At 55.5% G+C, this 24,354-nt stretch carries 21 protein-coding genes and 1 pseudogene; 8 read left to right on the forward strand and 14 right to left on the reverse strand.

Annotated features, from left to right (window positions below; translation table 11 throughout):
• Positions 1-2 precede the first annotated feature (2 nt).
• Positions 3-1,493 (reverse strand): MFS transporter, encoded by a 1,491-nt coding sequence (locus PGR79_RS01405; RefSeq protein ID WP_316423973.1) that lies wholly within the window; start codon positions 1,491-1,493, stop codon positions 3-5.
• Between the two features lie 121 nt (positions 1,494-1,614).
• Between PGR79_RS01405 and PGR79_RS01410 the strand changes: the two genes are divergently transcribed.
• From PGR79_RS01410 to narI, 6 genes are all read left to right on the forward strand, one after another.
• Positions 1,615-2,196, forward strand: a complete 582-nt coding sequence (locus tag PGR79_RS01410; protein ID WP_087859567.1) for a TetR family transcriptional regulator — start codon at positions 1,615-1,617, stop codon at positions 2,194-2,196.
• A gap of 180 nt (positions 2,197-2,376) precedes the next feature.
• Complete coding sequence (locus PGR79_RS01415) at positions 2,377-3,765, forward strand: NarK family nitrate/nitrite MFS transporter (protein WP_213793974.1); 1,389 nt, start codon at positions 2,377-2,379, stop codon at positions 3,763-3,765.
• A gap of 55 nt (positions 3,766-3,820) precedes the next feature.
• Complete coding sequence (locus tag PGR79_RS01420) at positions 3,821-7,561, forward strand: nitrate reductase subunit alpha (protein WP_430920910.1); 3,741 nt, start codon at positions 3,821-3,823, stop codon at positions 7,559-7,561.
• Positions 7,558-9,102: a nitrate reductase subunit beta gene (narH, locus tag PGR79_RS01425; protein WP_430920912.1), complete on the forward strand. Its 1,545-nt coding sequence runs from the start codon at positions 7,558-7,560 to the stop codon at positions 9,100-9,102. Before PGR79_RS01420 ends, narH begins: the two co-directional genes overlap by 4 nt.
• Entirely contained in the window at positions 9,102-9,797 is a 696-nt protein-coding gene (gene narW / locus PGR79_RS01430) for a nitrate reductase molybdenum cofactor assembly chaperone (RefSeq protein ID WP_316423976.1), read from the forward strand. Before narH ends, narW begins: the two co-directional genes overlap by 1 nt.
• Positions 9,794-10,474, forward strand: a complete 681-nt coding sequence (narI, locus tag PGR79_RS01435) for a respiratory nitrate reductase subunit gamma (RefSeq protein WP_015366445.1) — start codon at positions 9,794-9,796, stop codon at positions 10,472-10,474. Before narW ends, narI begins: the two co-directional genes overlap by 4 nt.
• A 392-nt stretch (positions 10,475-10,866) precedes the next feature.
• Here narI and nhoA read toward each other — a convergent pair whose 3' ends face one another.
• Positions 10,867-11,712: an N-hydroxyarylamine O-acetyltransferase gene (nhoA, locus tag PGR79_RS01440; protein WP_213316148.1), complete on the reverse strand. Its 846-nt coding sequence runs from the start codon at positions 11,710-11,712 to the stop codon at positions 10,867-10,869.
• Between the two features lie 174 nt (positions 11,713-11,886).
• Here nhoA and PGR79_RS01445 point away from each other — a divergent pair, with 174 nt between their 5' ends.
• A complete protein-coding gene (locus PGR79_RS01445) occupies positions 11,887-12,468 on the forward strand; it encodes a flavin reductase family protein (RefSeq protein ID WP_213316149.1) in 582 nt (193 codons plus the stop codon).
• A gap of 42 nt (positions 12,469-12,510) precedes the next feature.
• Here the strand turns inward: PGR79_RS01445 and PGR79_RS01450 are convergent, their stop codons facing one another.
• From PGR79_RS01450 to PGR79_RS01505, 12 genes and pseudogenes are all read right to left on the reverse strand, one after another.
• Positions 12,511-13,104 (reverse strand): helix-turn-helix transcriptional regulator, encoded by a 594-nt coding sequence (locus PGR79_RS01450; protein WP_271032727.1) that lies wholly within the window; start codon positions 13,102-13,104, stop codon positions 12,511-12,513.
• Positions 13,105-13,170: 66 nt separating this feature from the next.
• Entirely contained in the window at positions 13,171-13,605 is a 435-nt protein-coding gene (locus tag PGR79_RS01455) for a winged helix-turn-helix domain-containing protein (RefSeq protein WP_316423977.1), read from the reverse strand.
• A 355-nt stretch (positions 13,606-13,960) separates the two neighbouring features.
• The gene (gene pptA / locus PGR79_RS01460) at positions 13,961-14,188 is read right to left on the reverse strand and encodes a tautomerase PptA (protein ID WP_015366439.1); all 228 of its coding nucleotides are present in this window, start codon (positions 14,186-14,188) and stop codon (positions 13,961-13,963) included.
• Positions 14,189-14,256: 68 nt separating this feature from the next.
• A complete protein-coding gene (locus tag PGR79_RS01465; RefSeq protein WP_087859559.1) occupies positions 14,257-14,874 on the reverse strand; it encodes a glutathione S-transferase family protein in 618 nt (205 codons plus the stop codon).
• Between the two features lie 35 nt (positions 14,875-14,909).
• A complete protein-coding gene (locus PGR79_RS01470; protein ID WP_047080862.1) occupies positions 14,910-15,608 on the reverse strand; it encodes a YoaK family protein in 699 nt (232 codons plus the stop codon).
• A gap of 74 nt (positions 15,609-15,682) precedes the next feature.
• A complete protein-coding gene (locus PGR79_RS01475; protein ID WP_113373291.1) occupies positions 15,683-16,552 on the reverse strand; it encodes an ABC transporter substrate-binding protein in 870 nt (289 codons plus the stop codon).
• Positions 16,553-16,572: 20 nt separating this feature from the next.
• Positions 16,573-17,349 carry an amino acid ABC transporter ATP-binding protein gene (locus PGR79_RS01480; RefSeq protein ID WP_113373290.1) on the reverse strand — a complete coding sequence of 259 codons (777 nt, stop codon included), beginning with the start codon at positions 17,347-17,349 and terminating at the stop codon, positions 16,573-16,575.
• Positions 17,333-18,253: an amino acid ABC transporter permease gene (locus PGR79_RS01485; protein WP_316423978.1), complete on the reverse strand. Its 921-nt coding sequence runs from the start codon at positions 18,251-18,253 to the stop codon at positions 17,333-17,335. The genes PGR79_RS01480 and PGR79_RS01485 overlap by 17 nt, the downstream gene beginning before the upstream one ends.
• A gap of 9 nt (positions 18,254-18,262) precedes the next feature.
• Entirely contained in the window at positions 18,263-18,772 is a 510-nt protein-coding gene (locus tag PGR79_RS01490) for a GNAT family N-acetyltransferase (protein ID WP_316423979.1), read from the reverse strand.
• Between the two features lie 11 nt (positions 18,773-18,783).
• Positions 18,784-21,047 (reverse strand): annotated as a pseudogene (locus PGR79_RS01495) (NtaA/DmoA family FMN-dependent monooxygenase).
• A 24-nt stretch (positions 21,048-21,071) separates the two neighbouring features.
• Positions 21,072-22,193 carry a M20 peptidase aminoacylase family protein gene (locus tag PGR79_RS01500; protein WP_430920915.1) on the reverse strand — a complete coding sequence of 374 codons (1,122 nt, stop codon included), beginning with the start codon at positions 22,191-22,193 and terminating at the stop codon, positions 21,072-21,074.
• Complete coding sequence (locus tag PGR79_RS01505; protein WP_395226294.1) at positions 22,190-23,191, reverse strand: MsnO8 family LLM class oxidoreductase; 1,002 nt, start codon at positions 23,189-23,191, stop codon at positions 22,190-22,192. The genes PGR79_RS01500 and PGR79_RS01505 overlap by 4 nt, the downstream gene beginning before the upstream one ends.
• Before the next feature lie 205 nt (positions 23,192-23,396).
• On the opposite strand from PGR79_RS01505, the gene PGR79_RS01510 reads away from it, so the two are divergent.
• Positions 23,397-24,284 carry a LysR family transcriptional regulator gene (locus PGR79_RS01510; RefSeq protein WP_395226295.1) on the forward strand — a complete coding sequence of 296 codons (888 nt, stop codon included), beginning with the start codon at positions 23,397-23,399 and terminating at the stop codon, positions 24,282-24,284.
• Positions 24,285-24,354: the final 70 nt, after the last annotated feature.

Raw genomic sequence — 24,354 nt, forward strand, 5'->3', positions numbered from 1 at the left:
CATTACCGTGGCGCCGGCGTATTGGCCAGCCCGCGCCAGATCCCCAGCGCCAGTAACAACAGCAGAACGCCAGCCGTTGCCAGAGAAATGCTGTGAGCGCTGATGAATGCGGTTTTCGCCGCCGCGATTAGTGAATCCGCCGGTATCGCAGGTAGGGATTGCGCGACCTTCATCGCCTCGCCGATGGACGATGAGGCCTGTACCGCTGCTTCACCGCCAATCCCGGCAGGCAGTTCAATCGCCGAACTGTAGCTGCGGGTCAGGATCAGGCCGAACAGCGCAATACCGAGCCCCGCGCCCAGTTCATAGGCCATGGTCTCAATGGCGCCTGCCGCCGAAGCCTTTTCTTTCGGCGCCGCCGCCATGATCGCCGACGTTGACGCCAGTAGCGCGCTGGCGGCGCTAAAGCCCAGCAGCGTCATTAACCCCCACGCCTGCCACTGTTGCGTGCTGAAGTCGGTCATCGACAGTCCTAAAAAGCTTAAAGCGCTCAGCAACATACCGCCGGTCGCCACCTGCCGCAGCCCCAGTTTCGACACCAGCATTCCTGCAATCGGCCCGCTAAAGCCGCTGGCGACCATCACCGGTAGCATAAACAGCCCGGCCTCAAACGGCGTTTTCTGATGCACGAACTGCAGCTCCTGCGCCATCAGCAATTCAAAACCGACCAGCGTAATGAGCGCGGTCATCGCCATCATCACCCCGCTCAAAATAATGCGGTGGGTGAAGAGACGCATATCCACCATCGGCGTGGGCATCGACAGCTGCTTGCGGACAAACCAGGTCAGCATAGCCGCGCCGCCGATGGCCACCAGCGCAATCAACCACAGCGCCAGTTGCCCCTTTAACGCTGACTTAGCGCTAAATACCAGCATCAGAATGGCCGCAATCAGGATCAGCGCCTGCGGCAGATTCAGCGGCTGCTCGCGGCGTGCGGGCTGACGGGGCACGACCTTAGCGTTGATGGCGATGACCAGCAGCACGATTGGCACGTTGATCAGGAAAACAGATCCCCAATAGAAGTGTTCCAGCAGCATGCCGCCCACCAGCGGGCCAAATGCCGCGCCGCCGGAGCCCACGGCGGCCCATAATCCCAGCGCCATGTTACGTTGGCTGGCTTCGGCGAAAGTGCCGCGGATCCCGGCAAGCGTCGCCGGCACGATCATCGCCGCGCCAACCGCCAGCAGCGCCCGGGAGATAATCAGCATTATCGCCGACGGCGACAGCGCGGCGCACAGCGAAGCGATGCCGAAAATGGCGCTACCGAGCAGCAGCAAGCGCTTAAAGCCGATTTTATCGCCTAATGCGCCCATCGGCAGCACCATACCGGCCATCACCAACGAATAGATATCAATGATCCACAGTAGCTCATTGCCGCTGGTGCCAAGCGCGACGCTGAGCGTCGGGGCGGCCACATGCAGCACCGTTGCGTCAATTGCTACCGGGATATAAACCAGCAAAATCGCCATCAGCGTTAACCATTGCCGAGACATACTACTTTTCCTCAATTTTCGAAATTGGACACGCGTCCAGGATTGCGATCCTGCCGGATTGTTGAACGTCTGTCCAACTTTTTGTTACCATCGCCCTATCACCTTTTTGTCACGGGTCGCTATGCACTACTTAAATCGGGAAGCGCGTCGGGAAGTTATCATGCAGGCCGCCATGCGGGTGGCGCTAAACGGCGGATTCAGCGCCATGACCGTGCGCCAGATAGCCAGCGAGGCCGGCGTCGCCGCAGGTCAGTTACATCATCATTTTGCCTCGACCGGCGAGCTAAAAGCGCAGGCCTTTGTCCGCTTGATCCGCGAAATGCTCGATATCCAGTTGTTGACCGATGACGCCTCCTGGAGCGAACGCCTGTTTTCATTACTCGGCAGCGAAGATGGCCGTCTAGAGCCCTATATCCGCTTGTGGCGGGAAGCGCAGATTTTGTCCGATAGCGATGAGGAAATTAAGGCCGCGTATCTGCTTACCATGAGCATGTGGCATGACGAAACGGTAACGGCGATTAATCGCGGCGCCGACGCCGGTGAATTTAAGCCGCAGGATACAGCAGAAAATATCGCCTGGCGTCTGATTGCCCTGGTTTGCGGGCTGGATGGCATTTACGCGCTGGGGATGCAAGCGATTGACGATGCAGCGTTTACTCGTTATTTAACACATTACATAGCGCTAGAGCTGCCTCAAGCTTAGGTTACATTTAGTAACAATTGACCACCCTTCATTGCCGGTGTGAATTCTTTCACGTCTCGAATCTTATCTATTCTCAAACAATACAATTATTAAAAACAGCTGAGCCTTAATTCCAGCCTGCACAGCTTCAGCTGTTTTTTTATTTATCCTTTTGATCTCGTACGCTTTAGTGAGGGTGTTATGTCGATAGAAGGTGATAAAAAGAATCATTATCTTTTAAAGGATTGGCGACCAGAAAATGACGCCTTCTGGGAAAATAAAGGGAAAGCCATTGCACGCAGGAACTTATGGATTTCCGTATTTTGTCTGTTACTCGCCTTCTGCGTCTGGATGTTATTTAGCGCGGTTGCGGTCAATCTCAATAAAGTGGGTTTTAATTTCACTACCGACCAGCTTTTTTTATTAACGGCGCTACCTTCGCTTTCTGGCGCAATATTACGCGTACCCTACTCCTTTATGGTACCTATAATGGGTGGGCGCTACTGGACGGTTATTAGCACGGTTATTCTGGTGATTCCCTGTTTATGGCTGGGGTTGGCAGTACAAAATCCAACTACCCCGTACTGGGTATTTATCGCTATTTCGTTACTTTGCGGTTTTGCCGGCGCTAACTTCGCCTCCAGTATGGGCAATATCAGCTTCTTCTTCCCCAAAGCCAAACAAGGCAGCGCGTTAGGGATTAACGGCGGGCTCGGCAATCTCGGGGTCAGCGTGATGCAACTGGTCTCCCCCATTTTTATCTTTCTGCCGATTTTTACCTTTCTGGGCGTCCGCGGCGTTGAGCAACCGGGCGGCGCCATGCTGTGGCTCGGCAACTCACCGCTGCTTTGGGTGCCGCTACTGGTCATCGCCACCGTTTTCGCGTGGTTCGGCATGAACGATATTGCCAGTTCTAAAGCCTCGATTCGCGATCAGCTACCGGTGTTGAAGCGCCCGCATATGTGGCTGCTAAGTCTGCTGTATCTGGCCACCTTCGGCTCGTTTATTGGCTTCTCCGCCGGCTTCGCGATGCTGGCGAAAACCCAGTTTCCGGATGTCGATATCCTGAAACTGGCCTTCTTCGGCCCGTTTATCGGCGCGCTGGCGCGCTCCTTCGGCGGCATCATTTCCGACCGTCTGGGCGGCGTGCGGGTGACGCTGGTCAACTTCGTTCTGATGGCGGTCTTTACCGGCCTGCTTTTCCTCACCCTGCCGGGCTCCGGTTCCGGCAGCTTCCTCGCTTTCTACGTGGTGTTTATGGGCCTGTTCCTAACCGCCGGTCTCGGTAGCGGATCCACCTTCCAGATGATCGCCGTGATCTTCCGCCAGCTCACCATCGACAGTGTGAAAAAGCGCGGCGGCAGCGACGAACAGGCCCAGCACGAAGCGGTGACCGATACCGCCGCCGCGCTCGGTTTTATCGCCGCTATCGGCGCCATCGGCGGCTTCTTTATTCCAAAAGCCTTCGGTACCTCTCTGGCCATGACCGGCTCGCCGGTAGGCGCGATGAAAGTCTTTTTTGTCTTCTATGTGGTTTGCGTGCTGGTGACCTGGCTGGTCTACGGCCGCCGTAAACCAGCACAACCATAACGACCTATTTACCGGATGGCACGATGCCGGACATTAGCGGAGCAGGAGAAATGTCATGAGTAAATTACTGGATCGCTTTCGCTACTTTAAGCAGAAACGCGAAACCTTCGCCAACGGCCACGGTCAGGTCTACGACAATAACCGTGACTGGGAAGATAGCTACCGGCAACGCTGGCAATTCGACAAAATTGTCCGCTCCACGCATGGGGTGAACTGTACCGGCTCCTGCAGCTGGAAAATTTATGTCAAAAACGGCCTGGTCACCTGGGAAACCCAGCAGACCGATTATCCGCGCACCCGGCCGGACCTGCCAAACCACGAACCGCGCGGCTGCCCGCGCGGCGCCAGTTACTCCTGGTATCTCTACAGCGCCAACCGCCTTAAGTACCCGCTGGCGCGTAAACGGCTAATTGAGCTGTGGCGCGAAGCCCTGGCGCAGCATCCCGACCCGGTACTGGCCTGGGATAGCATCATGCAGGACCCGCTGAAAACCCGCAGCTACAAAGAAATTCGCGGTAAAGGCGGCTTTGTTCGCTCCAGTTGGAAAGAGTTAAATCAACTGATTGCCGCGGCCAACGTCTGGACCATTAAAAACTACGGTCCGGATCGCGTCGCGGGTTTTTCGCCGATCCCGGCGATGTCGATGGTTTCCTACGCCGCGGGTACCCGCTATTTATCGTTGATCGGCGGTACCTGCCTGAGCTTCTATGACTGGTACTGCGATTTACCGCCCGCTTCGCCGATGACCTGGGGTGAACAGACCGACGTGCCGGAATCCGCCGACTGGTACAACTCCAGCTACATTATTGCCTGGGGGTCGAACGTCCCGCAGACCCGAACCCCGGACGCCCACTTCTTCACCGAAGTGCGCTACAAGGGCACCAAAACCATCGCCATTACTCCGGATTATTCGGAAGTCGCCAAGCTCTGCGACCAGTGGCTGGCGCCGAAGCAAGGTACCGACAGCGCGCTGGCAATGGCGATGGGCCACGTCATCCTCAAAACTTTCCATCTCGATAATCCGAGCGATTACTTTCTCAACTACTGCCGTACCTATACCGATATGCCGATGCTGGTGATGCTCGACCGTCGAGATGACGGCAGCTATGCGCCGGGCCGTATGCTACGCGCCGCCGACCTGCTTGACGGATTGGGAGAAAGTAATAACCCGGAATGGAAAACCGTCGCCTATAACGCTGACGGCGAACTGGTCGCGCCGAACGGCTCCATCGGCTTTCGTTGGGGCGAAAAAGGCAAATGGAATCTCGAACAACGGGCTAACGGCCGGGACGTCGAATTAAAACTATCGCTGTTGGATATGCACGATAGCGTGGTGTCGGTGGGCTTCCCCTATTTCGGCGGCAACGAAAACCCGCATTTCCGCAGCGTGAAGCAGGAGCCGATAACGCTTCATCAACTGCCTGCTAAACAACTGCCGCTAGCCAGTGGAGAAAACGCTCTGGTAGTGAGCGTGTATGACCTGGTGCTGGCTAACTACGGTCTGGATCGCGGCCTTGACGATGCCAACACCGCGCGTGACTTCGCGGATGTCAAAGCCTATACCCCGGCATGGGCCGAGCAGATCACCGACGTACCGCGTCAACATATCGAACAAATCGCCCGCGAGTTCGCCGATACGGCGCATAAAACCCATGGCCGTTCGATGATTATCCTCGGCGCCGGTGTGAACCACTGGTACCACATGGATATGAACTACCGCGGGATGATCAACATGCTGGTGTTCTGCGGCTGCGTCGGCCAGAGCGGCGGCGGCTGGTCGCACTATGTCGGCCAGGAGAAACTGCGCCCGCAGACCGGCTGGCTGCCGCTGGCGTTCGCGCTGGACTGGACTCGTCCGCCGCGGCAGATGAACAGTACCTCCTATTTCTACAACCATGCCAGCCAGTGGCGCTACGAAAAACTAACCGCTCAGGAGCTGCTGTCGCCGCTGGCCGACACCAGCAAATTCAGCGGCCATATGATTGACTTCAACGTTCGCGCCGAACGCATGGGATGGCTGCCCTCCGCGCCGCAGCTTAACGTTAACCCGCTGAGCATCAAGCAGCAGGCCGACGCCGCCGGGCTATCCCCGGCCGATTTCACCGTCCAGTCGTTAAAAACAGGCGATATTCGCTTTGCCGCCGAGCAGCCGGATAGCGGCAACAACCACCCGCGCAACCTGTTTATCTGGCGTTCGAACCTGTTGGGATCGTCCGGTAAGGGCCATGAGTACATGCTCAAGTATCTGCTCGGTACCGATAACGGTATTCAGGGCGAGGAGTTTGGCTCCTCCTCTGACGTGAAGCCGGAGGAAGTCGACTGGCAGACCGCGGCGATTGAGGGCAAGCTCGATCTGCTGGTGACCCTCGATTTCCGTATGTCCAGTACCTGCCTGTTCTCCGATATCGTCTTGCCGACCGCTACCTGGTATGAAAAAGACGATATGAACACCTCGGATATGCACCCGTTTATCCACCCGCTTTCCGCCGCCGTCGATCCGGCCTGGGAGGCGAAAAGCGATTGGGAAATCTATAAGGACATTGCAAAAAGTTTCTCTGAAGTGTGCATCGGCCACCTTGATAAAGAGACCGATGTAGTACTGGTGCCGCTGCAGCATGACTCTCCGGCTGAGCTGTCACAGCCGTTCGATGTCCTCGACTGGCGCAAGGGCGAATGCGATCTCATTCCAGGCAAAACCGCGCCGTCAATTGCGCTGGTTGAACGTGACTACCCTGCCACCTGGGAACGCTTCACCTCGCTGGGGCCATTACTCGATAAGCTCGGCAACGGCGGTAAAGGCATTTCGTGGAATACGCAAAGCGAGGTCGACTTCCTCGGCAAACTTAACTATGTCAAGCCCGACGGTCCGGCTAAAGGTCGTCCGCGTATCGACAGCGCTATCGACGCCAGTGAAGTCATCTTAAGTTTGGCGCCGGAAACCAACGGCCAGGTGGCGGTGAAAGCCTGGCAAGCGCTGGGAGAATTTACCGGCCGCGACCACACTCATCTGGCGCTGAATAAAGAGGATGAGAAAATCCGCTTCCGCGATATTCAAGCGCAGCCGCGCAAGATCATCTCTAGCCCAACGTGGTCTGGTCTGGAGAGCGAACATGTCTCCTATAACGCCGGTTATACCAACGTTCACGAACTGATCCCGTGGCGCACCCTCTCCGGGCGGCAACAGCTGTATCAGGATCATCCCTGGATGCGCGCCTTCGGCGAAAGTCTGGTGGCCTATCGCCCACCGATCGATACGCGCAGCGTCAGCCAGATGAAAGAAGTGCCGCCAAACGGCTTCCCGGAAAAAGCGCTCAACTTCCTGACCCCGCATCAGAAATGGGGTATCCACTCTACCTATAGCGAAAACCTGCTGATGCTGACGTTGTCGCGCGGCGGGCCTATCGTCTGGCTAAGCGAAACCGACGCAAAAGAACTGGGGATTGAAGATAACGACTGGATTGAAGCCTTCAACGCCAACGGCGCCCTCACCGCGCGTGCGGTGGTAAGCCAGCGCGTGCCGCCGGGCATGACCATGATGTATCACGCCCAGGAACGCATTATGAATATCCCAGGTTCGGAAGTGACCGGTCGTCGCGGCGGTATCCACAACTCCGTCACCCGCGTCTGTCCAAAACCCACGCATATGATTGGCGGCTACGCCCAACTGGCTTACGGCTTTAACTACTACGGCACCGTCGGTTCCAACCGCGACGAGTTCATTATGATCCGCAAAATGAAAAACATTGACTGGCTGGATGGCGAAGGTCGCGACCAGGTACAGGAGTCGAAGAAATGAAAATACGTTCACAAGTCGGAATGGTGCTGAATCTGGATAAATGCATCGGCTGCCATACCTGCTCCGTCACCTGTAAAAACGTGTGGAGCAGCCGCGAAGGGATGGAATATGCGTGGTTCAACAACGTGGAAACCAAGCCTGGTATCGGTTACCCCAAAAACTGGGAAGATCAGGACGAGTGGCAAGGCGGCTGGATCCGCGGTATCAGCGGCAAGCTCACTCCGCGTCTGGGCAACCGCGTCAGCGTGTTGTCGAAGATTTTCGCCAACCCGGTACTGCCGCAGATTGACGATTATTACGAACCCTTTACCTACGATTATCAGCACCTGCACAACGCGCCGGAGGGCAAATACTTGCCTACCGCCCGCCCGCGTTCGCTGATTAGCGGCGAACGGATGGATAAGATCACCTGGGGGCCAAACTGGGAGGAGTTACTCGGCGGCGAGTTTGAAAAACGCGCCAAAGACCGTAACTTCGAAGCGATGCAAAAGGAGATGTACGGCCAGTTTGAAAACACCTTCATGATGTATCTGCCGCGTCTTTGCGAACATTGCCTCAATCCGAGCTGCGTGGCGACCTGCCCAAGCGGCGCCATCTACAAGCGCGAAGAAGACGGTATCGTGCTGATCGACCAGGATAAATGCCGCGGCTGGCGGATGTGCATCAGCGGTTGTCCGTACAAAAAAATCTACTTTAACTGGAAGAGCGGCAAATCGGAAAAATGCATCTTCTGCTATCCGCGCATTGAGTCCGGGCAACCGACGGTGTGCTCCGAAACCTGCGTCGGCCGTATCCGCTATCTCGGCGTGCTGCTGTACGATGCGGACCGCATCGAAGAAGCGGCCAGCACCGAGCATGAAACCGACCTCTACGAGCGCCAGTGCGATGTGTTCCTTAATCCGAACGATCCGGCGGTCATCGAAGAGGCCTTGAAACAGGGTATTCCGCATAACGTTATTGAAGCGGCGCAGAAATCACCGGTGTATAAACTGGCGATGGACTGGAAGCTGGCGCTACCTCTGCACCCGGAATATCGCACCTTACCGATGGTCTGGTACGTGCCGCCGCTGTCGCCGATTCAGTCAGTCGCGGACGCCGGCGGCCTGCCGAGCAACGGCAACATTCTGCCGGCGGTAGAAAGCCTGCGTATACCGGTACAGTATCTGGCGAACCTGCTGAGCGCCGGCGATACCGGCCCGGTCCTGCGCGCGTTAAAACGCATGATGGCGATGCGCCATTACAAACGCTCGCAAAGCGTTGAAGGCGTGACCGATACACGCGCCATTGAAGAAGTGGGTCTTAGCGTCGAGCAGGTGGAAGAGATGTATCGCTACCTGGCGATCGCTAATTACGAAGACCGCTTCGTGATTCCCACCAGCCACCGCGAACTGGCGGAGGACGCCTTCCCCGAACGCAACGGCTGCGGCTTTACTTTTGGCGATGGTTGCCATGGTTCTGATACTAAATTCAATCTGTTCAACAGTCGGCGCATCGACGCGATTGATGTAGGAGACGTACGTCGACATGGGGAGGGCGAGTAATGCGGATCCTCAAAGTCATTGCTCTGTTGCTGGAGTATCCCGACGACGCGCTGTGGGATAACCGCGAGGAGGCGCTGGCGCTGGTCAGCGCCGATGCGCCCGTCCTGACGCCGTTTGTTAGGCGATTACTGGCGGCGCCGCTGCTCGACCGTCAGGCCGAATGGTGTGAGGTGTTTGAGCGTGGTCGCGCCACCTCGCTGCTTCTGTTTGAACACGTACACGCCGAATCACGCGATCGCGGCCAGGCGATGGTCGATCTGATGAACCAGTATGAACAGGCGGGCCTGCAGATCGATTGTCGCGAACTACCAGACCACCTGCCTTTATATCTTGAATATCTCAGCACTCTCCCATTGGCCGATGCCCGTGAAGGACTGCAGAACGTCGCGCCTATTCTGGCGTTGCTTGGTGGACGCTTAAAGCAGCGCGAATGCGATTACTATCAACTCTTTGACACCCTTCTTGCGCTGGCGGATAGCCCACTCAATAGTGACAGTGTCACCAGGCAGGTAGCGAGTGAGAAGCGTGACGACACCCGCCAGGCGCTGGATGCGGTGTGGGAAGAGGAACAGGTGAAGTTTATTGAAGATAATGCAACCGCTTGCGATAGCTCGCCAATGCAAGCTTATCAACGACGCTTTAGCCAGGATGTGGCGCCGCAGTACGTCGACATCCGCGCCGGAGGCCCGAAATGATACAGTACTTAAACGTCTTCTTTTACGATATCTACCCTTACCTCTGCGGTACCGTGTTCCTGGTGGGCAGTTGGCTGCGCTACGATTACGGGCAGTATACCTGGCGCGCGTCATCCAGCCAGATGCTCGATAAACGGGGCATGGTGCTGTGGTCGAACTTATTCCATATCGGCATCCTCGGCATTTTCTTCGGCCACTTCTTCGGGATGCTGACGCCGCACTGGGTCTATTCATGGTTCCTGCCGATGTCGCAGAAACAGGTGATGGCGATGGTGCTGGGCGGTGTCTGCGGCGTACTGACTCTGGTCGGCGGTATTGGCCTGCTGGCGCGCCGCCTGACCAACCCGCGCATTCGCGCCACCTCCACCACTGCGGATATCCTGATCCTGTGCATTCTGCTGATTCAGTGCGCGCTGGGGCTGACGACCATCCCGTTCTCCGCCCAGCATCCGGACGGCAGCGAAATGCTGAAACTGGTGGATTGGGCGCAGGCGGTAGTCACCTTCCACGGCGGCGCATCGGCGCATCTGGACGGCGTCGCGTGGGTGTATCGCGTCCATCTGGTGCTGGGAATGACTATCTTCCTTATCTTCCCGTTCACTCGACTTGTTCACGTCTGGAGCGCACCGATAGAGTATTTCACCCGCCGCTACCAGGTGGTGCGCTCCCGGCGCTGAGAGTTGGCGGCAGACATGCCCGTTTACCGGTAGCCCGGACGAGGCGCCTGCGCCAACTCCGGGTTTTTATTGACCCAGACTCCAGCCTTTATGCCGGATGGCGGCTACGCCTTATCCGGCCTACGACGACTGCTGCCTGCGGGATAGCCCGGACGAGGCGCCTGCGCCAACTCCGGGTCATATTCATCGGTCCGGCTCCAGCCTTTATGCCGGATGGCGGCTACGCCTTATCCGGCCTACAACGACTGCTGCCTACGGGGTAGCCCGGACGAGGCGCCTGCGCCGACTCCGGGTCATATTCATCGACCAGGGCCCCAGCCTTTACGCCGGATGGCGGCTACGCCTTATCCGGCCTACGACGACAATGCGCTTTCCTCGTCCCGTTATAAACGTTATTTCCCAGCTTCGGGATGGGTATCGAATGCCGCCATTACCGCTGCCAGCGCGGCTTCGCTGAACCCGTGTTTTGGGTCGTCTACACCTAATCCGAAGCGGGTTTGCAGCGCTTCATACAGCGCCGACACGTCCGCAAGATCCACCTTCTCCACCACGTGGTTCTTGTCCCAGTGGGTAAAATGGAAATTGGTCAGCGTCATTTTCCCGCCGTCCGGCAGATGACGACACATCAGCAGATGGTGACGAAAATGGGACTGCGGCCAGTGCGCCGACCAGAAGTTGCCCATCACATAATCAGAAGCATACTGCCGCCCCAGATCAAAATGGTACATCGACTGCCAGTGTTCATGATGATTGAACTGCAGTGTCCACTCATCGCCTTCGTGCACCAGTCGATATACACCATGCGGTGTATGCTGCGGAATATCGGCCAGTAGCTTAATCGGCGCGGTCAGCGTCTGGCCGCCGAAGCCGACGTCGGCAATCCAGCGTTCGCCTTCGACCTCTACCAGCAGCAAGCGATGGGTACGCGGCGGCATTTGCGGCGGATTAGCCAACACCACGCGCCCCAGCAGGCTGCGAACCGAAAAACCGATCTCGCTTAACGCCCGCTGCAAAAGCCCGTTCTGTTCAAAGCAGTAGCCGCCGCGGCGGGCGGTGATTAACTTCTCTTCCAGCGCGCGATCATCAAGATGGATTTCACGCGGCAACAATACATCCAGGTTCTCAAACGGGATCGCGCTATTGTGATGGCTATGCAACTCCCGCAGGGTGTCTATGGAAACATCGGGGGTTCCCGTCCAGGCCAGACGAGTAAAATACGCGCTTAAAAATGGGGTCATCAACGCCTCCAGCTTTTGGTGTCCGACATTTATAGCGTATTTTTGCCACGCCACGGCGTATTTTGTGCGATCGCGCCCGCTGAGATCTCATTTACGTCGCGGTTGACGTATTGATTACTTTTGTATTGTGAATAAACTACTTACAGGCATTCGCCCACTCACCAAGGAACGCTTATGAGCCGTTTTCGCCACGTGGAACTTCAGTACGCCAGCCGCCTGCTCAACCACGGCCCGACCATTATGATCACCAGTTATGATGCGCAATCCGGACGCCGCAACGTGATGTCCGCCGCCTGGTCGATGCCGGTTGAATTTGCCCCGCCGCGAGTGGCTATCGTGGTGGATAAAAGTACCTGGACGCGCGAGATCATTGAGCGTAACGGCGCCTTTGGCATAGTGGTGCCTGGCGTGGCCGCCGCCAGTTGGGTCTATGCGGTCGGCAGCGTGAGCGGGCGTGATGAAGATAAGTTCAATGCTTACGGTATCCCGGTGGTGAATGGGCCCGAACTGGGGCTACCGTTAATTGAAGAGAAATGCCTGGCGTGGATGGAATGCCGTTTGCTCCCCGCCACCGCGGCACAAGAGCAATACGATACGCTGTTTGGCGAAGTGGTTGCCGCCGCGGCCGATGAGCGAGCCTTCACCAGCGGGCGCTGGCAGTTTGATGATGACAAACTCAACACTATTCACCACCTCGGTACCGGCAATTTTGTCGCCAGCGGCCGTCACGTGCAGGCGAATACGCCACATAATTAACAGAACGACGGCAACTCTGCCGTCATTCCCTTTCACCATCTTTTAGAGTAAGTGATAAGACGGCGGGCTTATCATGAAGCGATGAAAGTGACTTCCACCTTTAAGGTTAAAGTTTGCTTTAATTTTATCTAAATGCGCATAAATGGTTTTTACCCGCAGTCCCAACGCTCTGGCAATGGCGTTCACCGGAGTGCCTTTGGCGACATGATCAATAATCATCATTTCTCTTTCGCTGAGCGGAGCCCCATCTTTTGCCTTCATTACACTAAAATCCGGTTGACCATCATGATGATATAATTGCCGATGCTTGATCGTTAACAATAATTTTTGAACATTGTCTATGGTTTCACGACTGCTTACCCATAATATATTTTGGCGAAATAAAAGCCGCCGTGAGTGAACGTTTCTGGAGGTGCTCACACCCAGAATCATGCCCTGATAAAATTGAGATAGCGCATAAATATGCTTGTAATCTTGATAGCCATGTAACGGCAATATAATGAGATCCGCTTGCTGTATAGAATGATTACAAAAATCCAACTCAGCGTAATCGATCTCATTATCGTCAGAAGCTATCTGTTGCAGACAGTGTTCCACGCCCAGTCGGAACCAGATATCCTTACTATTAATTATCACCTTCAATTTTATAACCTTAACATGAAAACGACAGGCATACCTTGAATACGGCAGACCCTATGGCTATTAATTTAGCTCGGATAGCTCACAAAGCTGAACGGTCGCATCATTATTCTGGCAGAATGGTTTATGAGTTCTTACCGAATAAACACTCGTAACGTAAAGACTATTGATATAATAACCCTGAGTCTTAACGCGTAATATAATATCTTGTTCGATGCCGATATCCTTCAGGATCCGACGTAAATTTTGCATCACTTGCCATAAACGTTGTGATGAAGGCCTTAAATCATTTTTCTCCCAGACATGTACCATCAACTCTTCATCACTAACCATTCTTTCAAGACCATGTTCAAATAAATACTCAATTAAACAGGCCATCGTTTTTCGTAGACGGATGTTTTTTCTATTACCACTTACAGTAGCTATTTCCCGGTACTTCAAGAAGTAAAAAAAATCATCCTCTAATTGGTAACCAAGTAACGCACTACCTATTATCATTCATCTCTCCATGATAAAAATCATCATTTCAAAGGCAGGTTACATGGCAAATCAGCAATCGCCTAAACAATTTTGATATGCATAATAATCAAAACATAAAACTACATTTAAATACATACAAAGCGCAATACACTATATAGTTTAATATTATCAGTTATTTATGTTGATTAGGATTATTCTTAAATGGCCGATTACTTTACAAAAGGTAAATTAATGAAAGGTATGGAAATCAAAAAAAAGCCACTTTTATTGATCTGGATCAATAAAGTGGCATATCTTTCGCTCAAGTAAAATTGACCTCGGCCGATGGTAGTCTATTTAGCGTGACGAAAATGCGCTAACGGCGGCCGGTCTTTTACATTCGGTATCCCGGTTTCTTAATCAAAGAATCCATCTGCGGCGCGATTTCATTATCCCATACCTGCTGCCAGTCGCTCTGTTGCACCTGATTGAGCGCAACGCTAACTGAACTGTCTTTTGTACTAAGATGGCGGATCAGAACTTCAGTGATTTCCGCAGCCAGCGCATTTTTTTGCTCTTCGCTCAGTTCACGGGGAAAACATTTAATATCAACATGTGGCATAGCAGGCTCCTTATTATTGGGAATTTAAAACTATCACAGGTTTCCTGATACAAGTCACAATTAGTGCTTTAAAGAAGATTGTTGTCACGCAGTACCTGCTGCAGTTCCGTACGGCGATAAACCGCCTGGGCAACAGCGGCAAACTTTGGCGTATGCGCTACAAACCACTCGCGCCGCGGACCCCAGCTGTACATCGCGGCAATATAGCAATCCAACAACGTAATATCTCCGCCTAAGGCGTATGGCTCGGCAGCCAGCTGTTGTTCCAGCCATAGATAGAGTGATTTGCGGTATTGCTGACAGCTCTCACGCAGTTCGTCAGGCGCTGAGGCTGTCCAGCGTTCGGGATAGTCGGCATAGGTGAAGGTAGGATAAACGTTAGCCACCAGCCAGATCAGCAAACGTTGAAACTGCCGGCGCCGTGGCGTACCGGCTGGCGGCGCCAGATCCGGGCGCTCGTCAAGGATCATCAGCGCGATCGCCGCCGACTCCGTCATTACGCTGCCATCAGCCAGCAGCAAAGTAGGCACCTGACACAAGGGGTTGATAGCCAGCAGTTTCTCTCGCTGCGCGCCTGGCTGGTCAAAGCCATCGACATTGATAAATTGATAAGGGATGTTGGCCAAGGTCAACATCATCTCGCTTATTGCCGAGCCCCACCCCGGCACACCATACAATTTCATCATCGTCAGCTCCCAGGCAGAAAACTTTTAGCGTAGCACTAATTCCGCGCGGCGCTGAATTCACGCCAGGCGACGATGGCCACCAGTACCACCGGAATAAGTACCGAGTAAAAGCCCGCCAGGATGTAACCCAGCGCTCCGAGCCCTGCGCCCAGCAAAAAACCGAGCACCGAAGCCCCCGATTTTTTGATTTTCTCTCTATTCTCGCGGTTGGGCGCCTGACACCAGTTCACCACATCGATGGTTAACTGCGTAACGTTGCCGGTCATCATCGTACTCGGGCTGGTGGTGGGTAATAATAAACGGGTGGTTGCATTCCTCACCCCCATCGCCATTACGCCTGCCATCCCGGTAATTAACGCGGTCGCGCTATCCGCGCCGACAAAGGGCTGCCACAGCAGCCCCAACAGGCCAAAAAGCAGCAACAGCAGGATCTCGACAACGAACAAGCCGCCAAGGAAGCGCGGCGTGATAATTTTTCGACGTTTGATAACCAGCGTAACGATCGCCACCGCCAGCATAAAAACAGGTATGGCGAGCAGTTTCGATAAAATACCTTCGCTGTTGGTGGCCAGGGCCGCCCCCGCCACCACCAGGTTTCCCGTGACGTGGGCGGTAAACAGGCCAAACAAGGTGATGAAGCTGATGGTGTCGATAGCGCCGCCGGAAGCGGCGAGCAACGCGGGCTCACGATGATGCTGCCAGCGTTGCTCCAGTAAGAGTTGGTTTTCGGCCACAGTGATTAATCCATTAAAAAGACACACGATGTAGCCATGAGTATAGCAATCTCTGGCTATGAATAATCATTGCATCAATAGGTTATCCCCGGCGGATTGACCTCCGATTGCCTGACTTCCTCCCCCTGTTCCCCCCAGCGCGCGAGCACCTGCTGATATTCGCCGCGAGCGATCGCGCCATTCAGCGCCGCCTGCAGCGCGTATACCAGCCCATTGCCTTTTTTAGTGGTGGTTGCCACCCAGGCTTTTTTGGGACCGAGCCCGACAACTTTGGTTTTCCCGTTTAATGCAGCCTTGTAAGAGGCCACCGACTGCGGGCCAAAAAAGACGTCCGCCCTGCCCGACTGAATATACAAATTGCCGGAGGCATCGTCGGTAAGATATACCGGTAATGCCGGTCGCCTTCCCGCGGCTTCGTTTTCCGCATTCCACCCCAGCAGGATCCGCTCCTGGTTGGTGCCAGAACCGACAATGACTTTACGTCCTGACAGATCCTCTGCATTAGCGATATGGGTAATCTCACTGGTTGATTTCACCGAGAAGGCCAGCGAGTCAACGCGGTAGGTGGCGAAATCGAACTTTTCTTTACGCTTCTCGGTCACCGCGATGTTAATCAACGCCACATCGTAACGCCCTGACGCGATCCCCAAAGGCCAGTCCTCCCAGGCCGTTGGCACCAGTTTCAGTTTCAACCCCAGACTACCCGCCAGCAAACGGGCAATGTCCGGGTCGCTGCCGATACGCGTGCGGTTGTCGCTGGCCAACAGCGCCAGCGGCGGAGAATTTAACGCCGAAATCGCCACCGTTAGCACACCAGGCTCCACAAAACGGTAGTTCGGCGGGATTTTACTCACCGCGTTATCATCTCGCGTTACCGGCAATGGCCGTTCATTGGCGCGCAAATCGAGTTCGGCGCGCGCCTCGCCGATGCTCAGGAGCAGCATGAGCGCTGCAGCTAATTTCCTCATGCCAGCACCCGCGATAAAAATTGCCTGGTGCGCTGATGTTGCGGATTATTTAAAACTTCATCGCTGCTGCCCTGTTCAACGATTTTGCCATCGACCATAAACACCACCTGGTCGGCGACCTCGCGGGCGAAGCCGATCTCGTGTGTTACCACCACAAGCGTCGTCCCGGAGCGGGCAAGTTTCTTGATAACATCAAGCACTTCGCCAACCAGTTCCGGATCCAGCGCGGAAGTGGGTTCATCAAACAAGATCACGCGCGGATTGAGCGCCAGCGCGCGGGCGATGGCGATGCGCTGCTGCTGGCCGCCGGAAAGATGCCGCGACCAGGCATCGGCTTTGTTGCGCAAACCGACAATGTCCAACAATTCATAAGCACGAGCAATCGCCTCTTTCCGACTGGCCTGTTTATGGGCAATCGGCGCTTCAATCAGATTCTCCAGCACCGTCAGATGCGGGAACAAATTGAAGTTCTGAAATACGTAGCCCACGTTGACCCGCTGGCGGAGAATCTCTTTTTCTTTCAGCTCGTACAGCTTGTCGCCTTTACGGCGATAGCCGATATAGTCGCCATCAATCTGGATAAACCCTTCATCGACCCGTTCAAGATGGTTAATTGTGCGCAGCAATGTCGATTTTCCCGAACCGGACGGCCCCAGGATAACCGTCACCGTCCCCGGCGCTATTTCCAGCGAAACATCATCCAGCGCTTTATGACGGCCAAAGTATTTACTGACCCCGGTTATCGAAATATGACCATTACGAGAGTTGAGCATGGACGGCCTCCTGCGGCTGACGATCCGGCTGGGTCACGCGATTATTACGCACGCTATTTACCGCCGAGCGTCGTTCACTGCGCGCCAGCGCGCGTTCTACCAGGTATTGAATTGCGGAGAGCACGCTGGTAATTACGAGGTACCACGCGGCGCCCACCATCAGTAGCGGGATCACTTCCTGGGTACGGTTATAGATCATCTGAATGGTGTAGAACAATTCCGGCATCGCCAGCACGTAAACCATCGCCGTCCCTTTTGCCAGGCTGATGATTTCATTGAACCCCGCAGGCAAAATGGTGCGCAGCGCTTGCGGCAAAATGATCCGCAGCGTGCGTCGCCAGGCCGGGAGTCCCAGCGCGGCGGCGGCCTCATACTGCCCGTGATCCACGCCCAAAAAGCCTCCGCGGATAATTTCAGCGGTATAGGCGCTCTGCACCAGCGTCAGGCCAACCACTGCCGTGGAGAACTGCCCCAGTACGTTGATAGTCTGGTAGCTCGCCCAGGTTACGCCGGTGAAGGGGATCCCCAGCGATAAGCTGTCGTACAGATAAGAGAAGTTATACAGAATGATCAACACCACGATTAGCGGCAGCGAACGAAACAGCCAGATATACCCCCATGCCAGGCTGCTGAGCAGCCACGACGACGACAAGCGGGCCAGCGCTAACAGGCCGCCGAAGATGACGCTTAAAAAGGTACCAAGTAGCGTGAGCAGCAGCGTTTGCCCCAACCCCTCAAGGATCACCGGGTCGAAGAACCAGTGTGCGAACACCCCCCACTCCCAGCGCGGATTGAACGCGACCGACTGCACGACGACCGCCAGCACCAACAGGGCCAATACCGCCCCGGCGACGCGCAGCGGATAGCGAGCCGGAACCACTTTAATCGTTTCAGATGATTGCATGACGCCTCCTTAAGCGCTGTGGCTGAGGGCGCTAACCGCCAGCGCTTTACTGAACCGCAACCGCCCATCATAGGGCGGGCGGCTGTACTCTTCCGGGTCGCGAGTGAGGTCAAACTGCGCCTCATACCCCTGGCTTAAATAGAGCTTTACCGCTTCCGGCTGGCGAAAACCGGTGGTGAGAAAAATATGGCTATAGCCTGCCAGCACCGCCCGGCGCTCGAGTTCCTGTACAACCCTTGCTGCCAGCCCCTGTTGACGCAGGCGTCGATGCGTCCAGATCCGCTTAATTTCCGCGGTGTGCGGATCTTTCGGCTTGTAAGCGCCGGTGGCGATGATTTCACCGTCACGCTCCAGCACAATAAACAGCCCCTGCGGCGGCAGATACCATTCGGTTAATTCCACTTCCGCATCACGAGAAAAATAGTCGCCGTAACGGGCGGCGTACTCGGCAAACAGGCCGCTAATAATCGGCTGTAGTTCCGGCGCGTCCGGAGAAATATCACGAAATGCTTCGCTCATAGCGCCTCCTGTTAATCGCCCAGCCCGGCGGGGTTGATTTCCGATTGTGGGATACTCTCCACTCCCTCACCCCAGCGGTTGAGCACTTTGGCGTAGTCACCGCTGGCGATAGCGCCGTTGAGCGCCGCCTGTACGGCATTAACCAGCCCGCTGCCTTTCTTGAGCGTCACCGCGATATGCGCCGCCTTCGGCCACCCGCCGTCCACGCTGCCCACCAGCTTGGTTTTGCCAGTAAGGGCCGCTTTCCAGGCGCCTATGACGTTAGGGCCGAAGAACGCGTCGGCGCGGCCCGTTTGCAGAGCCAGGGTCTGCGCGGCGTCATCCTTGGTATAGACCGGTATAAACGGTTTAAGCCCGCGCTTAACGTTTTCCGCATTCCATGCGAGTAAGATTGCCTCCTGATTGGTGCCGGAGCCGACGATAATCTTCAGCCCGGCAATATCTTCCGCGTGGTCGATCTTGTTCAGTGGGCTGGTGCTTTTAACGTAAAAACCCAGCGAATCTTTACGATAAGTGGCGAAATCGAACTTCTCTTTGCGCTCTTTGGTGACGGTAATATTGCTGATCGCGGCATCATATTTGCCGGAGGCGACGCCAAGCGGCCAGTCTTCCCATGAGGTTGGAACAACGTTGACTTCGAGGCCGAGGCTATCCGCCACCAGCCGCGCAATATCCGCCTCGCTGCCTAGCAACGTTTTATTGTCATCAGAAAACACCGTCAGCGGCGGCGAGTTCAGCGCCGCAACCGCGACGGTGAATTTGCCGGGAACCGCCAGGTGCAGATCTTTCGGCAACAGCGCAATTGCCTGCGGATTTTTTGCCGTATGAATCGGGGTTTTATTGGCTTCCAGGCTAACCCCGGTGCCATTGATATTGACGTCCTGCGCCCACGACGAGGCGCTAAATGCCAACGCGAAGGCCAGCAATAATGTTGGTTTCTGCATAGCGCGATTCTCTTTTATTATTTTTCGAATTGATTAATGGGCAGATCCAGCCCCAGGCTTTCCCGCAGCGTGGTGCCTGGATAGTCGCGGCGGAACAATCCGCGCGCCTGCAGCAATGGCACCACTTCATCAACGAAACGCGGGAAGGTTTCCGGCGTACCGCCCTGAATAATGAAGCCATCGGCGGCGCGTTGTTCGAACCACTGCTGCAGGCCGTCGGCAACTTCGCTGGCCGTGCCGGAAAACCGTGGGCGCGGGCTGGCAGCCTCCAGCGCCACCTGGCGCAGGGTTAATCCCCGTTCCCGAGCATTGCGTTTAATCTCATCGGTGGTGCTGCGAAAGCTGTTTTGCCCAAGATCGCCAATATCCGGGAAGGGTTCATCCAGTGGATATTGCGCAAAGTCGTGATGCTCGAAGTAACGACCCAGGTAATTCAACGCGTCGTCGATAGAGACCAGCGCCGCTGTGGTCTGATATTGACGCTCCGCATCCTCCGCGTCGTCACCGACGATTACGCTGACGCCCTGAAAAATATGCAGTTGATCCGCGCTGCGCTGATAGGCAGCCAGTTGGCTTTTGACATCCTGATAAAACGCCTGCGCTTCGGCTAATGATTCCTGGTGGGTAAAAATGGCATCAGCGTGGCGAGCGGCTAATTTTTTGCCGTCATCAGAGGCGCCTGCCTGGAATATAATGGGCCGTCCCTGTGGCGTGCGGGAAATATTCAAAGGGCCAGCGACTTTAAAGAAATCGCCATGATGATTAAGCGTATGCAGTTTATTTTTATCAAAAAACTGTCCGCTCTCTTTATTACGCACAAAAGCGCCATCTTCCCAGGAATCCCACAAGCCTTTAACCACCTGAAGATATTCGTCGGCGATGCGATAGCGCAGCGCATGATCGGGATGCTGGGCGCGGGAGAAGTTTTTCGCTGAGCCTTCCAGCGGCGACGTCACCACGTTCCAGCCGGCGCGCCCGTGGCTTAAATGGTCAAGGCTGGCGAACTGTCGCGCGGTCGTGAACGGTTCGCTATAGGAGGTGGAGAGCGTGCCAACCAGCCCCAGACGATCGGTCACCGCCGCCAGCGTTGATAATACCGTTAAAGGCTCAAAACGATTTAAAAAATGCGGAATGGATTTTTCGTTAATATATAACCCGTCGGCGACAAAAATAAAATCGAGTTTCCCCTGCTCGGCTTTTTGCGCCGTATCTTTCACAAATTCAAAATTAATACTGGCATCCGCCAGCGCCGCCGGATGACGCCAGGCAGACATATTTCCAGAGGCGCCATGTAAAATCGTCCCCAGACGTAATTGCCGTTTTTCAGACATAGTGACCCCTTACCCTGTCAAAAATTAAATATGGTGTAATGCCTGTTCCGCCAGATCCGCGAAATAGCGCGCGGCTGGGGCAATGACGTTTTCATCCGGATTAAAGGCCGGGTGATGCAGGCCGAATTCACTGGCGCTACCAATGCTGACGAATGCGCCCGGGATATGCTGCAGATAGACGGCAAAGTCTTCGCCGCCCAGGTGCAAATCGGCGTGATGCGTGCGATAACCGAAGCGGTCGGCCGCCTCGCCGGCAAATGCCGCCCAACGTTCATCATTGACCAGCGCCGTTGGCCCGGCGTACCAGAAGACATCGATTTGCGCGCCGAAGGCGTTGGCGAAGCCGGCGGCGATTTCGCTGACTCTCACCTTAACCCGCTGCTGCACCTCACTGCTGTGGGTGCGCAGCGTTCCTTCGAGCTCCACGCTTTCCGGCAAAACGTTCCAGGTATTTCCCCCCTGGATGCGCGTTACGCTAAGCACCACCGAATCCAGGGTATTCACTTCGCGGCTGGCGACGCTCTGCAGCAGCGTCACCAGTTGACTCGCCAGCAGGATGGCATCTTTTCCTTCATGCGGCCGGGCGGCATGCGCCCCTTTGCCGGTCACTTTGAATACGAAGCGGTCGACGTTGGCGTAAAACGGGCCGCCGCGGGTGGCGAATTCGCCAACGGGTAAATTGGGCTCATTGTGCATGCCAAAGATGGCCGATACGCCGTCAAGCGCCCCAACGCGGATCAGCGTTTTTGCACCGCCGAAACTCTCTTCCGCTGGCTGGAACAGGATCCGCACTCGCCCCGGCAGTTGCGCTTCTCGTTCCTTTAACAACAACGCTGCGCCAAGCATTACGCTGGTATGTATATCGTGACCGCAGGCATGCATGACGCCGGGATTTTGCGAGCGGAACGGCAGCCCGGTGGCCTCTTCTATCGGTAGCGCGTCAATATCGGCCCGCAGGGCGATGATTTTGTCGCCGCTACCGACTTCCGTCACCACGCCGGTGGTTAACTCGTAAGGTAGCAGCGGGAGGCCGCCGCTTTGCAACCAGTCGCGAATACGCGCGGTGGTTGCCACTTCCTGTAACGAGAGTTCCGGGTTCTGATGCAGTTCGCGCCGCCAGCTAATCAACTGTTGTTCGAAATTCATGGCGTTACCTCCGCGCCAAGATGCGCCTGCGCCAGCAACCCCAGCGATTCCAGCCGCGCACGGCCTTCGGCAATAGGGGTATCGATAATAAACTCATCAATTCCCCACTGCGCCTGAAGGGCATCGAGTTGTGCTTTAACCTCGTCTGCAGTACCGAATATGAGAGAAGACTCGCGGCGTTCGATGCGCGTGGGCGGACTCCCCGCCTGACGGGCAAAGGCCGCTGCCTGAGCTTCGCTACCCACCGTTACCCGCTGGCCGTTTGCCAGCTCGACGCCCCAGACTTCCACCTGCTTCGCCAGTTCGGCCGCGCTGGCGGTGTCTTGCGCAACAATTACCTGTACGGCCACGATGACCTCGCGGCGGCTCAACTCACACCAGTTCGTCAGCACCTTCTGCAACAGATTTTTATCGCCATTGAGATGCGCGGCAAAAACGAAGTTCCAGTCCAGGCTCGCCGCCAGACGCGCACTTTCAACGCTGGCGCCGAGCAGGAAACCGTCGGCGCGGCGCGGCGGGATGGGGGTCGCGCGCAGGCTCTCCTCACCCTGACTTTCGGTCAACGTTAGCCAGTTATCAACCTGGGCAAGCTGTTCGGCAAAACTGCCCTTCTCATACTGATGGACGCCCTGTTGTAGCGCGCGAGTGGCGAGCGGCAGACCGCCTGGCGCTTTACCAACGCCGAGATCGACGCGTCCTGGCGCAATACTGGCGAGCAAATTGAAGTTTTCAGCGACTTTGTAGGGGCTATAGTGCTGGAGCATCACGCCGCCGGATCCGACGCGAATCTGCCGGGTTTGCCCGAGGATCCAGGCAATCAGCAGCTCCGGCGACGGACTCGCCAATTGTTCCGCGTTGTGATGCTCGGCAATCCAGAAACGATGATATCCCCAGCGTTCCGCCTGTTGCGCAAGCGTTAACGTACGCGCCAGCGCCTGAGCGGCAGTTTCGCCGGGAGCCAGAGGACTTTTATCCAGGATACTGATTCGATAAGACATTTCGCAGGCTCGTTTTAATTAACATGCCTGCATTATTAGAATCTGCAGCGCGTGCTGAGAAACAATTTATTCACATGTACTCTGCCGGAAATTAGATATGCGCAATAAAAGACGCGTGCAATAGGGTGTCTTCGTGGCGGATCTGCCGCACAAGGTTTAGACTCAACTTCCAGCCATGAATCAAATTCATTAATGCGGAATAATAATGCTAAAAGATAACTTCAACGATCTCCTGTCGTTTATGGTGGTCGCCCGCGAACGCAGTTTCACCCGCGCCGCTGCCCAACTTGGGGTGTCGCAATCCGCGCTGAGTCATGCGATGCGCAACCTCGAAGCCCGGCTTGATGTTCGTCTGCTAACCCGTACCACCCGCAGCGTCGCTCCCACCGAAGCGGGTGAAAAATTGTTCCAGAATTTACGTCCACATCTCACGGAAATTGAACGCGAGCTCGGCGCCTTGAGGGATAGCCGCGCCCTTCCGGCGGGTAATATTCGTCTTAACGCCGGTGAACACGCCGTCAGCGCGGTATTATGGCCGGCATTAAAACCCTTTATGTTGCGTTATCCCGATATCAATATCGAAATTACCGTCGATAACGGCCTGGCCGATATCGTCGATGGCCGCTTTGACGCCGGCGTACGCCTTGGCGATCAGGTGGCAAAGGACATGATTGCGGTGCGCATCGCCCCGGACATGCGCATGGTTGTCGTGGGCTCGCCCGATTATCTACAACGCTACGGCGCCCCGCAGACGCCCTATCAACTGGATCAGCACCGCTGTATTAATATGCGCCTACCTACCCGCGGCGGGATTTACGCCTGGGAATTCACCGACGATGGTAAAAGTTTTCAGGTTTATGTGGATGGCCAACTGACGCTGAATAGTTTGCCGCAACGCATTGATGCCGCTGAATCTGGTCTCGGCCTGGCCTATGTGCCGGATGATTGCGTCGAGGAGGCGCTGGTTGCCGGTCGTTTAGTACGGGTACTCGATGCCTGGACACCCACCTTCCCTGGTTATCATCTGTATTATCCCAGCCGTCGTCAGCATACCGCTGCGTTTGCGCTACTCGTCGACGCGTTGCGTCATTGAACTCATTGATATTTAAGTAAGTGCTGTTGTGAAATGTTTTACGTGCGTCACTATCACGTTACGTGTAGGA

The organism is Klebsiella sp. 141161, assembly GCF_050600815.1.
GTDB lineage: Bacteria > Pseudomonadota > Gammaproteobacteria > Enterobacterales > Enterobacteriaceae > Klebsiella > Klebsiella aerogenes.